The sequence below is a fragment of the Halorhabdus tiamatea SARL4B genome, from assembly GCF_000470655.1.
Classification (GTDB): domain Archaea; phylum Halobacteriota; class Halobacteria; order Halobacteriales; family Haloarculaceae; genus Halorhabdus; species Halorhabdus tiamatea.
In genome coordinates this window covers 470,453-487,815 of sequence record NC_021921.1, presented here as the reverse complement: position 1 = coordinate 487,815, position 17,363 = coordinate 470,453, and the positions used below count along the sequence as shown (strand labels likewise).

Annotated in this window: 17 protein-coding genes; 5 read left to right on the top strand and 12 right to left on the bottom strand. The window is 65.5% G+C overall.

Annotation, left to right across the window (positions count from 1 at the left end; all coding sequences use genetic code 11):
* The first annotated feature begins 25 nt into the window (after positions 1-25).
* Positions 26-781: a bacteriorhodopsin gene (locus tag HTIA_RS02535; RefSeq protein WP_021029282.1), complete on the top strand. Its 756-nt coding sequence runs from the start codon at positions 26-28 to the stop codon at positions 779-781.
* A gap of 77 nt (positions 782-858) precedes the next feature.
* Here the strand turns inward: HTIA_RS02535 and HTIA_RS02530 are convergent, their stop codons facing one another.
* The 4 genes from HTIA_RS02530 to HTIA_RS02515 all read right to left on the bottom strand — a co-directional run bounded on the left by HTIA_RS02530 (position 859) and on the right by HTIA_RS02515 (position 6,545).
* On the bottom strand, positions 859-1,617 hold the full coding sequence (locus tag HTIA_RS02530) for a lycopene cyclase domain-containing protein (RefSeq protein WP_008527355.1): 759 nt from the start codon (positions 1,615-1,617) through the stop codon (positions 859-861).
* A 167-nt stretch (positions 1,618-1,784) separates the two neighbouring features.
* On the bottom strand, positions 1,785-3,818 hold the full coding sequence (locus tag HTIA_RS02525) for a bacterio-opsin activator domain-containing protein (RefSeq protein ID WP_008527357.1): 2,034 nt from the start codon (positions 3,816-3,818) through the stop codon (positions 1,785-1,787).
* A 73-nt stretch (positions 3,819-3,891) separates the two neighbouring features.
* Positions 3,892-5,472: a phytoene desaturase family protein gene (locus HTIA_RS02520; RefSeq protein ID WP_008527358.1), complete on the bottom strand. Its 1,581-nt coding sequence runs from the start codon at positions 5,470-5,472 to the stop codon at positions 3,892-3,894.
* Positions 5,469-6,545 (bottom strand): Brp/Blh family beta-carotene 15,15'-dioxygenase, encoded by a 1,077-nt coding sequence (locus HTIA_RS02515; protein WP_008527360.1) that lies wholly within the window; start codon positions 6,543-6,545, stop codon positions 5,469-5,471. Before HTIA_RS02515 ends, HTIA_RS02520 begins: the two co-directional genes overlap by 4 nt.
* Before the next feature lie 137 nt (positions 6,546-6,682).
* Here HTIA_RS02515 and brz point away from each other — a divergent pair, with 137 nt between their 5' ends.
* Positions 6,683-6,865: a transcriptional regulator Brz gene (gene brz, locus HTIA_RS02510; RefSeq protein WP_008527363.1), complete on the top strand. Its 183-nt coding sequence runs from the start codon at positions 6,683-6,685 to the stop codon at positions 6,863-6,865.
* Between the two features lie 22 nt (positions 6,866-6,887).
* Here the strand turns inward: brz and HTIA_RS02505 are convergent, their stop codons facing one another.
* Complete coding sequence (locus tag HTIA_RS02505; RefSeq protein WP_008527364.1) at positions 6,888-7,625, bottom strand: SDR family NAD(P)-dependent oxidoreductase; 738 nt, start codon at positions 7,623-7,625, stop codon at positions 6,888-6,890.
* A 79-nt stretch (positions 7,626-7,704) separates the two neighbouring features.
* On the opposite strand from HTIA_RS02505, the gene HTIA_RS02500 reads away from it, so the two are divergent.
* Complete coding sequence (locus HTIA_RS02500; protein WP_008527365.1) at positions 7,705-8,412, top strand: TIGR00266 family protein; 708 nt, start codon at positions 7,705-7,707, stop codon at positions 8,410-8,412.
* A 17-nt stretch (positions 8,413-8,429) separates the two neighbouring features.
* Here the strand turns inward: HTIA_RS02500 and HTIA_RS02495 are convergent, their stop codons facing one another.
* Together HTIA_RS02495 and HTIA_RS02490 are read right to left on the bottom strand one after the other, a co-directional pair.
* Positions 8,430-9,824 carry a DUF402 domain-containing protein gene (locus HTIA_RS02495; RefSeq protein WP_008527366.1) on the bottom strand — a complete coding sequence of 465 codons (1,395 nt, stop codon included), beginning with the start codon at positions 9,822-9,824 and terminating at the stop codon, positions 8,430-8,432.
* A 180-nt stretch (positions 9,825-10,004) separates the two neighbouring features.
* The gene (locus HTIA_RS02490; RefSeq protein ID WP_008527367.1) at positions 10,005-10,163 is read right to left on the bottom strand and encodes a preprotein translocase subunit Sec61beta; all 159 of its coding nucleotides are present in this window, start codon (positions 10,161-10,163) and stop codon (positions 10,005-10,007) included.
* A 115-nt stretch (positions 10,164-10,278) separates the two neighbouring features.
* Between HTIA_RS02490 and HTIA_RS02485 the strand changes: the two genes are divergently transcribed.
* Positions 10,279-10,545 carry a thioredoxin family protein gene (locus HTIA_RS02485; protein WP_008527368.1) on the top strand — a complete coding sequence of 89 codons (267 nt, stop codon included), beginning with the start codon at positions 10,279-10,281 and terminating at the stop codon, positions 10,543-10,545.
* Between the two features lie 33 nt (positions 10,546-10,578).
* On the opposite strand, the gene npdG is transcribed toward HTIA_RS02485, so the two are convergent.
* On the bottom strand, positions 10,579-11,247 hold the full coding sequence (npdG, locus tag HTIA_RS02480) for an NADPH-dependent F420 reductase (RefSeq protein WP_008527369.1): 669 nt from the start codon (positions 11,245-11,247) through the stop codon (positions 10,579-10,581).
* Between the two features lie 57 nt (positions 11,248-11,304).
* Positions 11,305-12,171: a TIGR01548 family HAD-type hydrolase gene (locus HTIA_RS02475; protein ID WP_008527370.1), complete on the bottom strand. Its 867-nt coding sequence runs from the start codon at positions 12,169-12,171 to the stop codon at positions 11,305-11,307.
* Between the two features lie 104 nt (positions 12,172-12,275).
* Between HTIA_RS02475 and HTIA_RS02470 the strand changes: the two genes are divergently transcribed.
* Entirely contained in the window at positions 12,276-12,797 is a 522-nt protein-coding gene (locus tag HTIA_RS02470) for an archaemetzincin family Zn-dependent metalloprotease (RefSeq protein WP_008527371.1), read from the top strand.
* A 31-nt stretch (positions 12,798-12,828) separates the two neighbouring features.
* On the opposite strand, the gene HTIA_RS02465 is transcribed toward HTIA_RS02470, so the two are convergent.
* From HTIA_RS02465 to HTIA_RS02455, 3 genes are all read right to left on the bottom strand, one after another.
* Entirely contained in the window at positions 12,829-14,520 is a 1,692-nt protein-coding gene (locus HTIA_RS02465; protein ID WP_008527373.1) for an L-lactate permease, read from the bottom strand.
* Between the two features lie 135 nt (positions 14,521-14,655).
* The gene (locus tag HTIA_RS02460; RefSeq protein ID WP_008527375.1) at positions 14,656-15,420 is read right to left on the bottom strand and encodes a PHP domain-containing protein; all 765 of its coding nucleotides are present in this window, start codon (positions 15,418-15,420) and stop codon (positions 14,656-14,658) included.
* 90 nt (positions 15,421-15,510) lie between these two features.
* Positions 15,511-17,343 carry a ribosome biogenesis/translation initiation ATPase RLI gene (locus HTIA_RS02455; protein ID WP_008527377.1) on the bottom strand — a complete coding sequence of 611 codons (1,833 nt, stop codon included), beginning with the start codon at positions 17,341-17,343 and terminating at the stop codon, positions 15,511-15,513.
* Positions 17,344-17,363: the final 20 nt, after the last annotated feature.

The window sequence follows — 17,363 nt, the reverse complement described above, 5'->3', positions numbered from 1 at the left end:
CCCAGACCAAGCGAATTGGTGTAGCATGGCAGACCTAACCACGATATCCCTGTGGGCAGGCACGGCAGGAATGTTCCTGGGAATGCTGTACTTCATCGCGACCGGATGGAACGTACGGGATTCCCGGCGAAAGAAGTTCTACGTCGTGACGACGTTCATCGCGGCGATCGCCTTCGTCAATTACCTGGCGATGGCGACAGGCTTCGGTCGGCTGCCGATCGAGGTCATCGAGAACATCCTCGGCACGGACTTGGGCAGCGGCGTCCCCGAGGAGATCTACTGGCCGCGATACACCGACTGGATCCTGACGACGCCGCTGTTGCTGTACGACATCGCGTTGCTCGCGGGTGCTGATCGCAACACGATCGGGACGCTCGTCGGTCTGGACGTCTTGATGATCCTCACGGGCGTCGTGGCGACGCTTTCGTTCACCGGCGGAGCCGGGTTGGAAGTCGAAGGCGTCCGCATCCTCTGGTGGGGCGTCTCTACGGGCTTCCTGCTGGTGTTGCTTTACTTCCTGTTCTCGTCGCTGACGGCGAGAGCAGCGGAGTTGTCCTCGGGCACCCAGAGTACGTTCAAACTCCTCCGGAACATGATCGCGGTGCTGTGGCTGGTCTACCCGGTCTGGTGGATCGCCGGCACCGAAGGGCTGGGCGTCATCGGCATCGGTCCGGAGACGGCCGGCTTCGCGGTACTCGACGTGACTGCGAAGGTGATCTTCGGGATCATCCTGCTGCGGAGTCACGACGTCCTCGACGAGGCCGCACCCTCGGCGAGTTGAACCGGATAGCCACAGACCACTCACCGACTTTTTCGAGAGTGACGAACGCGTCGCACAGCGTCTGCGTTCGAAATTACTCACTTCGCCCGATCGACGGTCCGATCGACGACCTCCGCCACGGTGGGAATCGCCTCACGTTCGACGACCCACCCGAGGAGAACCAGTCCCTGGACGAGAAAGGCGTTCGTCACGAGGAAGAACAGTGCCTCTTCGAGCGGTAATCCGAGGAGCGCGATTCCGGTCGTGTGCGTCGGAGAGAACGTCCAGAGTCCCAGCCCGATCGCCAGTCGGTCGACGGCCCAGAGGGACGCCGTCGGGACGGCAAGCGCCAGCCCAACGGTCCGACGCCGGTGGACGAGGATCGGCCAGCCGAACGCCCACTGGAGCCCGAAGACGGGGGCCGCCCACACCAGAATCGCGCCCAGGTACGTTCCGGACGGGAACGAGAGAGCTGTGAGGCCGGCGATGCCGACCACTCCTCCAGCCAGGACGCCGAGAGCCCGCTGTCGTCGGGTGACTGCCCCGCTTCCATCGGGCCGGTCGACGAGTGCGGTCCACAGCCCTGTGAGGATCGACTGGGTGACGATAAACAGCAACTCCTCGTAGGGGACGACGCCGAGGCGGCCGACCAGCGTCGATCCGTAGGTCCAGACGCCGACCCGGATCAACTGGCCGTCCCACGGAATCGTATAGACCAGCGCGACGCCCGCGAGCAACGCAGTTCCGGACAACTGAGCCGGGTGAAATCGACGAGTAACTGCGAGTGCCACCGAGAGGACCGTGACTGGGAGGACAACGACGACGACCACGAACGACAGGTAGGTTATCGGGGCCATCTCGTCCCTCCGGACCGTCCACGCTCGCGCCCGTCCGTCCGCTCTGGACGGTCACTCGACTGTAGCCTGCTCTCGCCAGTTCCGACTGTCATTCCGTATCACTACGGAGGCGAGCCGACTCAAATCCGTACCTATTCTGTTGGGGACTGCCACGCCCGTCGACGCAGTCAGGCATCGAAGAACGCTCTCGCGAGTTTCTTCTCGGCTGTTCGGAGGTGCTGGTAGTACGTCGACGGGACGACGTCCATCGAATCGGCGAGTTCGTCGCCGTCGCTCTCGCGTGGCCACTCGAAGAAGCCGCTGACGTAGGCCTTCTGGAGCGCCGTGAGCTGGCGGTCGGTGAGGTCGTCTTCGACGGCGCGCCGGAAGGCGTGGGGACTCTCGTCTGTGCGCTCTCCCTCGCGATATGAGATCAGTGTGACTGTGGCGTAGGCGTCCTCGAGATCGTCGACGATGGCCCGGCCGTTCTGCTCGGTCGCGACACGGAACGAGAGATCGACGCCGTCGGCGTCAATCGAGACGTCCTGAAGGTCCCCGCCGTAGCCAGACAGGATCGTGACGAAGGGCGAATCCTCCATGACGATTTCGACGGCACAGTCCTCGTCGGTTCGAGAGAGGATCCGGACGTCGGTGACGGCGTCGAAGCGATCGGCCGCCGCCTGGACCGCGTCCTCGTCGGCCGCGTCGATGCGAAACAGGAATCGGACGCTGCCATCGTCGGTCGCACGAGCACTCCGATAGGCCAGCGTCCCGGAGAGGCGCTCGGCGAGTGCCGACAGCACCAGCGTCGGCCCTTCCAGGGCGACTTCGATCTCGAAGGCGGTATCGGTCGTCACCGTTCGCTTGCTCACGACGGCGTTGACCGCTGCGCCGATCGCCCGGCCGAGGGCGGCCAGTATCGTGCGTTCGGTCTCGTCGAAGGCCTCCGAATCGCGGTCGTAGACGGCGAGTGCGCCGTAGGTCGTCCCGCGGTACACCAGCGGGATCACGACGCCCGCAAGCGGTCCGTCGGCCCCGGACGTGCCGCTGGCGTCGGCGAGCGGGGCAATCGCCGTACTGTCCTCGAATCGTCGTACCTCGCCGCGATCCAGTGCCTCCGCGACGGCGTCACTCCCTGCCGGGGCGTCGGCGTCCGTGAGATCGACCGTCTCCGGGTCGATCCCGCCGGCACTGTCCCTGGTAATCGTTATCGTTCCTGCGGGCGAATCGTATCGCCCGATCCACGCCCGGTCGAACTCCGCGCCGTCGCCGATCCGCTCGACGGTCATCCGGTCGATATCGGCCCGCGAGTCGGCTCTGACGAGGATCTCGGTCACGTCGCTGACGAGTCCCTCGACGCGGTCCAGGAGTCGGCGCAAGGTCTCGCGTTCGCGTCTGATCGCTGCTTCGGCTTCCTTGCGCTCGGTGATGTCCTGCTGGAAACCCACGAAGTTGGTCACGTTGCCGTCCTCGTCGCGGATCGGCGAGATCTCGAGGTTGTTCCAGAAGGTCGACCCGTCGGCCCGGTAGTTCAACAACTCGAGGGCGGCCGACTCCTGGTCTCGGACGGCTTCCCGGAGTTGCAGCGTCGTCTCCGCGTCGGTCTCCTCGCCCTGGAGAAACCGGCAGTTGACGCCGATCGCCTCCTCCTTGTCGTAGCCCGTCATCTCGACGAACGAGTCGTTGACGTAGATCAGGGGTTTATCGGGGACCGTCGCATCGCCGATCGTGATCCCGACAGGGGCCTCGTCGAGTGCGCGCTCCTTCAGGCGCTGTTCCTCGGTCGCAGTCCGGTCGTTGATCGGCATCCGGACCTGCCCGTCGGCCTCGACCGGTTCGGGGACCGCGTCCTCGATGGCGTCCACGACGAGTTCGAGCGTATCTTCGCTCGCCGCCGGGACGTAGGCCGTCGCGTCCGCCGCCACCGCCCGGCGGGCGATCGCTCCGTCCGAGACGTCCGGGACGACGACGACCGGGAGCTGGGGTCGGCTCCGGCGGATCGACTCTAAGAGTGCCAGCCCGTCGAATCCTGCGGGCGCGTGGTCCGTCACGACACAGTCGATCTCGTCGGTCTCGACGCGCTCGACAGCCGCGAGGAAGTCCGTGGCCGACTCGACGACGACTGCGTCGAGCGATTCGCCGAGCGCGTCCGCCGAGATTAGTCCTCGTTCCGGTCGATCCCCGACCCGGAGGATCCGCCGGGCGTCCCCTGCGTTGCTCATGCCACCCCGATTGGCAGACGATCACCGTAAATGGTGGGCCCGAATCGACCGAACGGCAATCGATCGGGTGGGCTCACCCGCGAAGCCGACCGAGGACACCGCGGTCGTGTTCGTCCTCGATGACCGCCTGGGCGGCGTGTTCGCCGCTGATGATCGTCATCGGGACGCCGATTCCTGGCGAGGTGAACCCGCCGACGTAATAGAGCCCGTCGACGCGCCTGGCGCGATGTGAGGGACGCATCGGCCCGGTCTGAAACAGCGTGTGGGCGAGGCCGAGGGCGGTCCCTTCGGGGTAGTTGAGGCGCTCGGCGAAGTCCTCGACACACATCGACTCCTCGGTGACGACGCGATCCCGGAGGTCGACACCGACGTTCGTGGCGAGATCCTCGAGCACCCAGTCCCGGTACTCCTCGCGTCGCGCGTCGGTGTCTTCCAGTGCTGTGGCGATCGGGATCAGGACGACCACTGTGTGGTGGTTCTCGGGCGCAACCGTGTCGTCGGTGAGCGATGGGACCGCCAGGTAGTACGCCGGATCGTCCGGCCAGGCCGGGTCCTCGAAGATCGACGCGAAGTGTGGATCCCAGTCGTCGGGAAACACCAGCGAGTGATGTTCGAGCGGGCCGACGTCGCCCTCGACGCCGAAGTACCACAGCAGCGCCGAGGGCGCGTAGGTCTGGTCGTCCCAGTGATCCAGGTCGTGATCGCGCTTGCCCGGCGAGAGCAACTCGCGCTCGACGTGGGCCGGCGGGGCGTTGGCGACGACCCGGTCGGCGCGCCGGCGGCCCTCGGTCGTCTGCATCGCGATGCCCGTCGTCGTCTCCTGGAGGTCCGTCACCTCGACGCCGGTCCGGTAGGCGACGCCCAGTTCCTCGCCGAGGTCGACCAGTCCCTCGACGAGGCCGTACATCCCGCCTTCGGGGTAGAACACGCCCATGTTGTAATCGACGTGAGACATGAGGTTGTACAGCGCCGGGGTGTTGTGGGGGGACCCGCCGAGAAAGACAAGCGTGTACTGCAGCAACTGCTGGAGTTTCGGATTCTCGAAGTACTCCTCGACGTGGTCCTGCATCGACCCGAGCATCGTGAGGCCGGGGCCGGCCCGGAGGACGTCGGGGTCCAGCAGGTCGCGAAACCGGGATCGGTCCTCGTAGACGAAGTGTTCCATCCCCACGTCGTAGGTGTGTTCGGCTTCGGCGAGGTACTCTTCGAATGCCTCGCCGCCGCCTGCCTCGTAGGCCGCGAAGACCCGCTTGGTCTGGTCGCGGTCGGGCGTGATCGTCACCCAGTCACAGGGCGCGTCGACGTCCTCGTCGTATGGCGTCCCCACTCCTGGGACAGGGTCGCTGTCACGGAAGAACACCCGATACTGGGGATCGAGCTTCGTTAGTTCGTAGTACTCCTCGGGGTCGCGGTCGAACTGGTCGAAGAAGCGCTCGAAGACGTCGGGCATCAGGTACCACGACGGGCCGGTGTCGAAGCGAAAGCCATCGGTTTCGATGACGTTCGCGGCCCCGCCGAGGCGGGACTGCTGTTCGAGGACGGTCACGTCCGCGCCGGCGTCGGCGAGAAACGCAGCGGTGGAGAGACCGCCGATCCCGCCACCGATGACGTCGACGGTCCGACCGGCGAGTGACCCGACTGGAGTTCCTGTCATGGCACGTACCAGATGCCGCGCTCGCGGTCCATAAATGAACCGACGACCACGTGCGGGAGGGCGATGATGCTGATCGAGATACTCCAGAAGGCCACCGCGCCCGGGAGCAGGGGTGCGCCGCCCAGGGGATCGTTCGCCACGAGGAAGATCGTGCCGACGACGCCGACCGTCGCGATCGACCCGGCGATGAGCACGCCCCAGGCCGTCAGGGCGATCACACGCGGGTCGTCACTCTCGAGGAACGGCGTGAGGACGCCACCTTGCTCGGGGACGTCGTCCTCGATCGCGACGTGTCGCCCGACCTGGCGCATGGAGTACCACAGCGGGAAGTACAGCCCGACGGCGACGACCACGGGGACGACGGCGAAGAAGACGATCAGGAGTGCCGTTTCCCCCGCATCGACGAGCCACGATCTGGTGCCGTCCCGGCGGACGTATCCGAGCCCGACGTGTGCGATGGCGAGTGTCGCGAACCCGAGCCCGATCAGCGGGCGAGTGATCGCGAAGTACCGGCCAACCGCTTCGAGGCCACCAGGCTGGAAGATGTTCACCATATAAGCGCTGAACGTTTCGAAGGTCCCCGGCCAGGCGACGATCGGGACGGCCATGACGACACCGCCGCGGACGAACGCCGCGAGGTGGCGCTGAATGGGTGTTCGCAGGTGCCCGCTCCCGGTCTCGGCGTCCATGACGTGGACGCCCCCGTAGCCGCCTTTGAGAACGGCCACGAGAATCGCGAGCGCGAGACCGGCCACCGGCGCGAGCGCGAACAGACCGACGAATCCCGCGACGAGTGCGAGGTACCCGACGACGTAGCGCCACTGGAAGGTCAGCCCGCGCTGGCGGATGTTGTTGAAGTGTTCGTACCCGCCGTGTGGGAGGTTCAGAGCGACCATGCCGAACAGGTAGATCGCTGCCTGTAGCGTCAGGCCGAGTTCGACCCCGAACGCCCGGAGCGCGAGGAAACCGATCGCAATCGCCACGAGCGCCGTCCGTGACGCTTCGATCGGTCGATTCCCCGGCCAGCCCGATCGGACGTCGAGAACCGACCACTGGTAGTTCCCCAGAGACATGCTCGAACGAAGCAGGTCGGGAAGGGTCAAATATCACCCCAATCTGTTCGGTAGCCGTGCGGTCCGGTGGCCGATTGTCGCGATTCTCGCGGGCAAGTGGCGTACGTTTATCCCGGCTGGGAACGACGGTCCCACCGATGGGGATCGAACAGTTGTCGTGTCCGACCTGCGGGGCGACCTTCGAGATGGGACTGCCACGGAGTGCGACTGTCCAGTCCGTCACCACGGAGGCCCGCGAGGAACCCGACGACGACCGGGTGAAGGTTCGGCCCAACGCGTGCCCGAACGGTCACGAGTGCTACGTCATGTTCCGGTTCTAGGCTGTCTCGATCGCCGCGCCGCTCAGACCGTCTCCGGCAGCCACCCGCCAGAGACCTCGACGTTCGCCCCGGAGATGTAGTCGCTGTCGGGGTCGAGGAAGAACAGCACGGCCTGGATCAGATCCTCGAAGGCTGCGGGGCGGCCACGCGGGAGTTCAGCCGGGAACTCCGCGGAGTTCTCGACGACGTACGGCGAGACCGCGTTGACGGTGATTCCGTCGTCGCTGGTGTCGGCCGCGAGCATCCGCGTGAACATCAACACGCCCGCCTTCGCCACGAAATACGGGAAGTTCTTCGGGCTGACCAGCCCCTTCTCGCTCGAGGCGTAGCCAACGTTGACGATCCGCCCGTCGCCCGCTTCCCGCATCGCCGGGAGCGCGCGTTTCGAGCACAGGTACGTCGCGTCGAGGTTCGTCTGCATGACGGTCTGCCAGGTGTCGTAGTCGAGTTCGTCCCAGCGCTCCGGGGCGAACGCGCCGACGTTGTTTACGAGGACGTCGACGCTTCCGAGTTCTGCCTCGACGGCCTCGAACAGCGCGTCGACGCTGTCCGGGTCGGTTACGTCGGCCTGTACGGTCACCGCCTCGACGCCCGCTTCTCTGGCGACCTCAGCCACCGTTTCGGCTTCCTCGGCGCTGGTTCGGTACTGTACCGCCACGTCGGCCCCACAATCGGCTAGCGCCACCAGGAGTTCGCGCCCGACGCCGCGAGCACTCCCGGTCACGAGTGCGGTCCGTCCATCGAGTGTCGGCGAAAGCATATGCCCAGTTGGCGGGCAGGGCACAAAACCGCCCGGACGGCGGGGTAGATTTATAGAACGCGCGAGAGACGCCCCGGGCATGGACTACGACATCGAACACAGACCCTCCTACGCGTTGCTCTCGGTCGACCTCGATCAGAGCGAGGAGTTACAGGCGGAAGCCGGCGCGATGGTGAGCCACACCGACGGGATCACCATCGACACGAAAGCTCAGGGCGGCATCGTCGACTCGCTGAAACGGACGGCCTTCGGCGGGGAGTCCTTCTTCATGAACACCTTCAGCGCCGATCGGCCGGGCCACGTCACGCTCGCCCCACCCCTGCCCGGCGACGTGATCAGCAAGGAACTCAGAGACGAGCGCCTGCTGGTCCAGTCGGGGTCGTTCCTGGCCGCCGACGCCGGGATCGACATCGACACGAAGTTCGGCGGCGGGCGGACCTTCTTCGGCGGCGAGGGGCTGTTCCTGCTGGAACTGTCCGGCACCGGTCGCACGTTCCTCTCGAGTTACGGCGCGATCGAACGGGTCGACCTCGACCCCGGCGAGACCTACACGGTCGACACCGGCCACATCGTCGCCTTCGAGGGGTCGACGAATTTCGACGTCAAGAAAGTCGGCGGGCTCAAGTCGACGCTGTTCAGCGGCGAAGGACTCGTCTGTGAATTCTCCGGCGAGGGATCGGTCTGGCTTCAGACCAGAAGTACCGACGCCTTCCTGTCGTGGCTGATCCCGAACCTGCCGACTGGCAACGGCGGTGACGACAGCGGCGGGTTCAGCATCGACTTCTAGTCGACGCCTTCACCGAATCACGACAGCGCGTTCTCGACCGCACTCGCTACATCGCGGGCTTTCTCGGCGAGTTCCTCGGGGACGTTCCCTGCCTCGACAGCCGCGTCGAGTTCGTCGTCGTCGACCCGCTCGACTGTCCCGTCAGCGTGTTTGACCACGTCGACGTGTAGATCGACGTACCGGACCTCGTCCGGGAACACCTCCACGGGCGTGCAGACGTTGACGTAGGTCCCGCGCCTGTCGCCGTCCTCGCCGCGGTAGACGGTCGGATACCACCACTTGCCCTCGGTGAACTTCGTGACCGCGACGTCGCCCGCCCGGCGCTTCGTGCCCAGCGCGTCGTAGGTCCCGCCGGGCGACATCTCGCGCTCGACCCGGATGGTCCCTGCCGGGTTCCGCTCGGTGACGTCGCCGCGGCCGAGGCTGATCGTCCGGCCGTCGGGTTTGCCGTGAGCAATGGCGACGCGATCCCCCTCCTGCGGGCCGAACTGCCGCGTCACGACGTCGAACGGGAACTCCCCATCGAGGTCCGGCGCGAGATCCTCGACGAAATCGACGGCGGCGCTCGCGGCCTCGTCGCCCGCCTTGATCCGGTGGTGACCCGGCATCGTCGGCGTCACCGCCCGGCGGTCCTCGTCGAGTGCGAAGCGAGATTCGCGGCCAAAGAGTACCCACTGCGTGGCGCGACTGTCGACGATCCGGTCGGTCGTCGTATCCTCGTCGTGGGTCGAAAGCGCGTCGTCGATCCGGGCGGCCCGGTCGAGCAGTCCGTCGAGACTCGCCTCGAGGACGTCGAAGTCGGCATCGTCGGCGTCCCGGTCCCATAAGACACGCCAGCCGTCGGGCACGTCGACCGAGAGCACGTCGAGCAGATCCGGGCCAGCCGCACTCGTCGACTCCTCGCGGACGAGCGTCGCCATGTCACCACGCACCGACAGCGTCGTATCGAGTGCCGGACGGTCGTCGTTCCAGGGGGCTGGCGGCTCTGTGACCTGCACGCGGAGTCGGTCGTCGGTCTCGACGTGGGCGCTGGTCGCGTGGAAGGGCAGAAACCCCTCACTCTCGCCCAGATCGACGACGGCCCCACTGCCAAGCGTTTCGGTGACGACGCCGTCGAAGATCGCACCCTGTGGCGTCGGATCGTCCCACCCGAGCGTGTCGATCCCGACGTCGAGCGCGTCGCGGACGCGATCGACACCATCCCGGGATCCGACGAGACCGACACCCAGTCGCCGGTCGTCGGTTTCGATCGTGACGTCGGCCGGCCCGTCGCCGAAGGTCGTCTCGAAGCGTCGCCGGATCGGCGGCGATGCCTGGACGACGGTGACGCCTTCCGCCTCACGCAGGCGTTCGGTCAGTGCCGTCGCGTAGATGCCCCGTATTCGTACGGTGAGTAGCTCTCGGTCGGTCATGCTATCGAGACGCTCCGGCCGACGGGTCGTGATCGGTCACACTGTGTGGCGTCGATTCCGGGGGTGTGACGCCACCTGTCGGTGTCCCGACCCGGGACGCTCGTCGGGATCGATTCGAATCCATACGCGGCAAAATGACTGTCTCGTTTGAAAGCGTCGCGGTACGCCGCCGACCGCCGATCACGCGACCAGGTTCAAGACCAGAATCAACACGCCAAAGAGCGCGCCGAAGGCGACGATCGTCTTCGGGTCGATCCGGATCGCGTTGCGGTCCTCGGCGTCGAAGTACCGGACGAGACCGGCACTCGACATCAGTCCGCTGCCGTCGTTGCTGCTCATAGGGAACGGTCTGAGGGCTGTGCGCCTAAGCCTTTCGGCCTCGTCCGAGTTCGCTGCCGAAATCGACGCAGTGGAAACGCTTATTTCCACGCCTCGGCAATGTGCTGTAGATAGCATGACGGTTACGCTGATGGATTTTCAGGCCGACTGGTGTGGCCCGTGTAAGACTCAAGAGCCCATTCTCGAGGAACTCGAAGACGACTGGCCCGAGGTCGACTTCGAGCGCATCGACGTCGAGGAGAAACAGGATATCGCCAACGAGTATCAGGTGCGTTCGCTGCCGACGCTAATCATCGAGAACGACGACGGCGTCGTCGAGCGTTTCATCGGCGTCACGCAGGGTGACGACATCGAGACCGCCCTCGAAGAAGCCTCCGCGTAGACTCTTTTCGGCCGAGGTACTCAGACGGATTTCTCAGACGAACCGGACGCCGACGTCCTGGAGGTCGTCGTTGTGCATCGCCAGGTTGATCAAAAGCGGCGTCAGTGATTCGGCCTCCGCAGCGTTATCGATAGAGCCTGCCCGGAGCGCCCGGACGCCATCGATCCCCTCCGCGAGGACTTCGACTCGTTCGACGGCGTCCTCGTCGTCACCGACGAGTAGTGCGTCGAGCGACAGTTCGACGTCTAAGTTCGCGAGTTCGTCGGCCGCGAGGTTGTGGAACGCGCCGACGACCGGAACCTCGTCGGGTGCCGCCTCGGCGGCCAGCGCGGTGACGCTCCCGGCACCCGGCCGATTGTAGTGCATCCCGCTCTCGTCGCGTTGCATCCCGACGGCCGGGCTCACCAGAACCGTCTCGGCGTCGAGACCCTTCGCGACCGCCTCGATCGTATCCACGAGGTGATAGGCCGGGACGGCGGCCACGACGACGTCGGCTTCGGCGGCCGCCTCGGGGTTTTCCGCGCCCTCGATCGCTGTCTCGTCACCGCGACTCGCCAGTTCGGTCTCGTACTCGTCGGCTTTCGAGCGTGCGCGCTGAGCGTCACGCGACCCGATCACGACGTCGTGTGACGTGTGATACGCCCACCGCAGCGCCAGTCCTTCGCCGATGTCGCCCGTGCCGCCGAGGATCGCTACTCGCATGGCTAGTGGTAGCAACCGGGTCCGTTAAGCCCCCTGCGATCCGGCACGGTATTCGCCTCATTCGAGCAGTTCCGGTAGATTGTTGACCGACTCGACGACGGCATCGGCTCCTGCGTCCTCGAACTTCTCGCGGCCCGATTGCCCGGTCAGCCCGCCAGTGAGGACACCGATCCCGTAGTAGATCCGGCCGAGATCGTGCTCCGCCGCGTTGACGACGGTGCGAACGTCGTCGAGGGTGTCGCCGGCGAAAGCGACGGCGTCGGCGTCGAACCGCTCGGCCAGCGTCACGAGCGCGTTCGGGTCCGGCTTGCCAGCCGCCCAGTCGTCCATGGTGAACCGATGGTCCGCGGGGATGTCCAGGCCGACGCGTTCGAGCGCGATATCGGCCTCCGCCGCTGGCCGTCCCGTCAAGACGCCGACTTCGAAGCGCGATTGCAGCGTGTCGAGCGTGGACCGCTCTACCAGAACCGTCTCGTCGTGGATGTATCCGTTCTCGTCTAGGGTCGGCTCAGCGCCCTCGATCTCCCGATATTTGTCGCTCCCGAGGTAGAGTTGCTGGAACACCTCCCGGAGCTGGTCCCGGTCGAGGGCCGCGTAGATGCGTTCGCGAGCCGCGGCGTCCATCTCGTCGTCGACGACCGAGCGCGCCCCGGAGAACCCGCCGCCAGAGGCCGCAATCTGACCCGTGAACTCTTCGACACACAGGTCGAATCCCTCGCTGCGGGCGAGGACGTACAGTGCGAGCGCGTCGGTGAGCTCCCAGTCGTTGTTGAACCCGCCCGCGTCTTTGAACGCCTGCAGCGTCGATCGCGAGATCGTTTCGCCGTGGACGCGCGCCACGGTGTCGACCACGGCTCGCCGATAGGAGTCGGCGACGTCAACCAGCACGCCGTCCACGTCGAGTACGACCGCGTCTGACTGCATAGGTATGTCCGCACAGAGGCTCCGGGTTAAAGCAGTTTCCGGCTGTCGAGTACGCCACTCATATTGGCGAGGTTTTTAAGCGCCCCCCGTTCATACAGAGGTACATGCACGTCGACATCGTGCCGGTCGGTGACCTCCCTGCGATGGTCAAACGCGAAGCCTCTGCCGGTCTCCGGTCCGTCTATGACTGTGACGTCAGCGTTCACGACACCCAGTCGATCCCCGCTGGGTCCTACGATCCCGACCGCGACCAGTACCGCGCCGAGGAGTTCATCGATCTCGCCAAGCGAGAGGGGACTGGCGAGAAGAACATCGCCATCACCGACCGGGACCTGTTCTATCGCCGTCGCAACTACGTCTTCGGGCTTGCGTATCTCGATGGCAACGGCAGCGTCATCTCGACCCATCGCCTCCAGATGACGTCCGACGGCGGCATTTCGAACAAATCCGCCTCCGAGGTCTTCGCCGAGCGCGTCCGCAAGGAGATCGTCCACGAGATCGGTCACACGCTCGGACTCGAACACTGTGACAACAAGCGCTGTGTCATGAACTTTTCACCGACCGTCCGGGAAGTCGACGTCAAAGAGCAGACGCTGTGTGGCAGCTGTCAACGTCGCGTCCTCTGAAGCAGGAACTTCTGAGATTCGTTTCTTCCCCTCAGAACACACCGGGGACGACGTACACTAGTAGCGTCCCGACCCCGCCGGCGAACAGCGCGAAGATGACCGTCGGGACGGCGACTTTCCGGAGGATATCGCCCTCTCGGCCGGCGATCCCGACGACGCCACAGATCGCCGCGATGTTCTGGACCGAGATCATGTTGCCGACGCCGCCGCCGACGTTCTGGATCGCGACGATCATGCCCCGCGAGAGGCCGACGTTCTCGGCCGCGTTGTACTGCAAGGCGTTGAACAGGATGTCAGAGACGGTGTTCGACCCAGTCACGAACGTCCCCAGCGCGCCGATCCACGGGACGACCATCGGCAGCGCACCGCCGGCTGCATTCGCGAGCACCTCAGAGAGCACCTGCATCATGCCTGCGATGTTTTCGGGATTCTCGGCCGACCGGCGCATGATCTGGGTGAGCGAGACGACGATCACCAGCGTCATCGCGGCCGGCGCGACCTGCCGGACCGATTCGCGCCAGGCTTCGACAGTGCCCTCGACGTCGAGGCGGTAGAGCAGCCCTGTTCCCAGCGCGATCGGGATGAAGGGCATCGTCCCCGGCAGGTAGAGGTACTGCAGTTCCCAGCCCAGCTCGGTCCCGAGCAGACTGGCGAAGCCGACCGTGAACTCCTGGAGCTGGCTCTCGATGCCGAGGCCGGGCCAGCGCGTCACCAGCAGGAAGCCCGCGACCAGCAGATACGGCGTCCAGGCCAGCAAGACTGGCATCTCCTTGGTCGGTTCGTCGTCGCTGATCGAGGCCAGGTCGAGGCCGCCGAGCCACAGGTCCGACCATCCCTCGCGATCCGGGAACGACCACGTCCGGTCGGGGACGAGTACGCCGGCGTTGGCCATCACGATGCCGACGCCGATCACGACGAACCCGGCCGCGATGTCGGGCAGCGAGTAGCCGACGAACCACGCGACGCCCCACTGGACCAGGCCAGTGATCACACCCAGAACTAGCGCGAACGGGACGATGGGTGCCGTCGAGCGGGCCGCCCCGCGAAGCGTTCGCTCGTCGTCGTCGTCGCCGAACCAGTAGATGAGCAGGAAGACGCCCAGAACCCCCCAGAAGACGAACGTAAGCCCGGTCATCACGCCGGTCCACTGCCCGACCAGCATCTTGAATTCTTCCGTGCCAATCCCGATCAGTTCGGGACTCATCCCCTGATCGACGCCGCCGATGATCGGCGTCCCGGCGGCCCCGAACTGCGGGTTGGGGGCGTTGAAGAAGAGTCCGAAGACTGCGGCGGCCAGCGGCGGGAAGCCCAGGCCGATGAAAAGCGGTGCGGCGAGCGCGCCGGGCGTCCCGAACCCAGCCACGCCTTCGATGATCGTCTCGAAGCCCAGCCCGATCAACAGCAACTGGACGCGACGATCACTCTCGATCTGCCGGAAGAACCACCGGATCGTACTGATCGCGCCACCGACTTCGAGGTAGTTCATCAGCAAGATCGCGCCAAAGACGATCAGGATGATGTCGACGGCCCCCAAGACGCCCTTCAGGGCGGCCGCCGCGAACCACGTACTCTCCATTCCCCACACGCCCACTCCGAGCGCCGCCGCGATCACCCAGCCGACGGCCATCGATCGGGCAGCCGACCAGCGCAACCCGGCCAGCAACACGAACGAGACCGCGATCGGCAGGCTCGCTGCGAGCGCCAGCAGCACAACGTTCGCCATGGTGACTTCACTGTCACGGTCCCCTGTAAATAGTCACACGGTTCTCTCCGCTATTTGCCACGATCGATCGGGTTCGTCATCGACGGCGGTCGGGACTGTTCACCGGCCAGCCGTCCCCCTCCGGCTGGACGTCCGCTAGACGTCCAATTCAACGATTGGCACATCCCACTCCGCGCGAACCGCCTGAAGTTCCTCGCTGCACTCGACCAGCGAGTCCGGGGCATGGGCGTCAGAGCCGATCGTAAACGACACGCCGGCGTCGAGAAGCGTCTCCGCGAGGGGCTCCCGTGGATGAAACTTTCCGTAGGAATCGAGCACGCGGCCGGCATTGATCTCCGGGACGGTCCGGGAGTCGGCGAACGCGTCGGCGATCTGTCGGTAGTGGTCGTCGGTCAGCAAGCCGCGGAGGGCCTCGTTCCGTTCGACGAGATCAATGTGGGCGGCGATCTCGAACAGTTCCGAGTCGACCAGCGAAACCAGGTGCTCGACGTACGTCTCGACGGCGGCCTCCCGGTCTGCCTGAGACAGGTCGGCGAAATACGGCTCGTTGTGGACGTTCACCCCGTCGACGGCGTGGACGCTGCCGATTGCGTACTCGAAGTCGGCGTCTTCGAGGAACGATTCGATCGCTCCCTCGCGGTCGGCGTGGTAGTCCATCTCGACGGCGTCGAACAGCCGGAGATCTGTCCGCTCGCGCGCACGATCGATCGCCCGTCGTCGGCGCTCGTAGGTGAGGTCGAGGTTGAAGCCCATCGTCTCTCGGTAGGACCGATCGGCGTCGAAGACGTTGGAATGGTCGGCGAAGCCGACGCCCTCGAGGCCGGCCTCCTCGGCGGCGTCGATCATCTGTGGCAGAAACGAACCGTCGGAGTAGGTCGTGTGGACGTGATAATCGTACATCTGTCCCGGTTTCCGCTCGGAGGGGAATACGGGTTTCGCTCGTGACGGCGAACGAGCCGTCACCCCAGGACGGCGGAAGATTGGCCGCGCTCACTCGGGCGCGTAGTAGTACTCGCCGGCCTGTTTCTGCTCGCGGTCGAGGCGACTCTCGGGCTTGTTGATCCGCGGGCGACCCGTGCGTTCGTCACGCCGGAAGGTGATATCGAGGTTACTCAGGAAGTCGTTCATGCCCGAGCGCATCGACTGGGGGGTGCTGGCGTGACCGGCGACGGCGGGTTCGCCGTCGAAGACCAGCAGTCGGTCGGCGAGCAGGTCGATCATGTAGATGTCGTGGTCGATGACCATCGCCGTCGCGTCGTGGTTCTCGGCGTACCGGCGGATGGCTGACGTCGCCAGGACGCGCTGTTCGACGTCGAGGTGGGCGCTGGGCTCGTCGAGCAGGTAGAGATCGGCGTCCCGGGAGAGACACGCCGCGATCGCGACGCGCTGGCGTTCGCCACCCGAGAGGTCCGTGAGCTGTTGGTCCATGATCCGGTCGAGCTGGAGCGGCTGGGCGATCTCCGTGTTCCAGTAGGAGGTGCCGAAGTCCTCGGCGATCGACCCGAGGAAGGCGTCGACGCGCATCGGCTGGTCGACCTCGACGTACTGGGGCTTATAGGAGATGTCGACGCTCGCGTCGAGTTCGCCCGTATCGGGTTCGAGCCGGTCGGCCAGCAACTTCGCGAACGTCGACTTCCCGATCCCGTTGGGCCCGACGACGCCCAGAACTTCGCTCTCGCGGATCGTCCCCGACTCGACTGACAGCGAGAACTCACCTTCGCCGTAACTCTTCTCCAGACCGGGATACTCGATCACGACGTCGCCCGTCGAGACCGATCGGGGAGCGTGCTCCTCGAACTCGATGGCGTTCTGGCGGATCCGCATGTTCTCGTTCTCGAGATACCCCGAGAGGTACTCGTTGATCCCGTTCTTGACGGACTTGGGGTCCGTGATGACCCCGAACGCGCCGGGCTCACCGTACCCGACGTGGATCACGTCGGCGAGGAGATCCAGAATAGCCAGGTCGTGTTCGACGACCAGCATCGAACGATCCTCCTCTTCGGCCATCTCCTGGATGAGCCGTGCTGCGGTCATCCGCTGGCCGATGTCCAGATACGGCGAGACCTCGTCGAGGAAGTAGAAGTCCGCGTCCCGCGCGAGGGCGGCCACGAGCGCAACCCGCTGGAGTTCCCCGCCCGAGAGCGTATCGATGTCCTGGTCGACGACCGGTTCGATGCCGACGCGCTCGATCAACTCGTCGAGGACGCCGCGCTCGTCGGTGCCTTCCAGCAGTGCGCGGGTCGTGCCGTCGAACTGATCGGGGATCTCGTCGACGTACTGGGGCTTGCGGGCGACGGTCACGTCACCGTCCAGCAGCGATTCGAGGTAGTCCTGGAGTGCGGTACCGCGATACTCCTCGAGGACGGACTCCCAGTCTCCGCCCGTGGCGCTGTCTCCAAGGTTCGGCGTGAGTTCGTCCGCGAGGATGTGGACGGCCGTGGTCTTCCCGATCCCGTTCGGCCCGAGAATACCCGTTACGCGCCCCTCTCCGGGGGCCGGCAGACCGTACAGCGAGAAGGCGTTGTCGCCGTAGCGGTGGACCGGGTTGTCCTCGAGTTCCTGGGGAAGATTGATGATCTGGATCGCATCGAAGGGACACTTCTCGACGCAGATCCCACAGGTTTCGCCCAGACAGATCTCCTCGCTGATCCAGACCTGGTCCGGAGCACCTTCGAAGGGTTCCCCGTCGTCGTAGTGGTCTTCGCGAGTGACGATACACTCCTTGCCCGTCCGGTTGGGCGGACAGAAGTTCGAACACTCGTAGTTACAGCGGTCGGGCTGGCATCGGTCGAGGTCGACGACGGCGATAGAATCGTCTGCCATGTATTGAATCCTCCTCGGTC

Coding starts and splice junctions, on each gene's coding strand:
- HTIA_RS02535 (WP_021029282.1), top strand. CDS start 26: ATGGCAGACCTAACCACGATATCCCTGTGGGCAGGCACGGCAGGAATG.
- HTIA_RS02530 (WP_008527355.1), bottom strand. CDS start 1,617: ATGGCCCCGATAACCTACCTGTCGTTCGTGGTCGTCGTCGTTGTCCTC.
- HTIA_RS02525 (WP_008527357.1), bottom strand. CDS start 3,818: ATGAGCAACGCAGGGGACGCCCGGCGGATCCTCCGGGTCGGGGATCGA.
- HTIA_RS02520 (WP_008527358.1), bottom strand. CDS start 5,472: ATGACAGGAACTCCAGTCGGGTCACTCGCCGGTCGGACCGTCGACGTC.
- HTIA_RS02515 (WP_008527360.1), bottom strand. CDS start 6,545: ATGTCTCTGGGGAACTACCAGTGGTCGGTTCTCGACGTCCGATCGGGC.
- brz (WP_008527363.1), top strand. CDS start 6,683: ATGGGGATCGAACAGTTGTCGTGTCCGACCTGCGGGGCGACCTTCGAG.
- HTIA_RS02505 (WP_008527364.1), bottom strand. CDS start 7,625: ATGCTTTCGCCGACACTCGATGGACGGACCGCACTCGTGACCGGGAGT.
- HTIA_RS02500 (WP_008527365.1), top strand. CDS start 7,705: ATGGACTACGACATCGAACACAGACCCTCCTACGCGTTGCTCTCGGTC.
- HTIA_RS02495 (WP_008527366.1), bottom strand. CDS start 9,824: ATGACCGACCGAGAGCTACTCACCGTACGAATACGGGGCATCTACGCG.
- HTIA_RS02490 (WP_008527367.1), bottom strand. CDS start 10,163: ATGAGCAGCAACGACGGCAGCGGACTGATGTCGAGTGCCGGTCTCGTC.
- HTIA_RS02485 (WP_008527368.1), top strand. CDS start 10,279: ATGACGGTTACGCTGATGGATTTTCAGGCCGACTGGTGTGGCCCGTGT.
- npdG (WP_008527369.1), bottom strand. CDS start 11,247: ATGCGAGTAGCGATCCTCGGCGGCACGGGCGACATCGGCGAAGGACTG.
- HTIA_RS02475 (WP_008527370.1), bottom strand. CDS start 12,171: ATGCAGTCAGACGCGGTCGTACTCGACGTGGACGGCGTGCTGGTTGAC.
- HTIA_RS02470 (WP_008527371.1), top strand. CDS start 12,276: ATGCACGTCGACATCGTGCCGGTCGGTGACCTCCCTGCGATGGTCAAA.
- HTIA_RS02465 (WP_008527373.1), bottom strand. CDS start 14,520: ATGGCGAACGTTGTGCTGCTGGCGCTCGCAGCGAGCCTGCCGATCGCG.
- HTIA_RS02460 (WP_008527375.1), bottom strand. CDS start 15,420: ATGTACGATTATCACGTCCACACGACCTACTCCGACGGTTCGTTTCTG.
- HTIA_RS02455 (WP_008527377.1), bottom strand. CDS start 17,343: ATGGCAGACGATTCTATCGCCGTCGTCGACCTCGACCGATGCCAGCCC.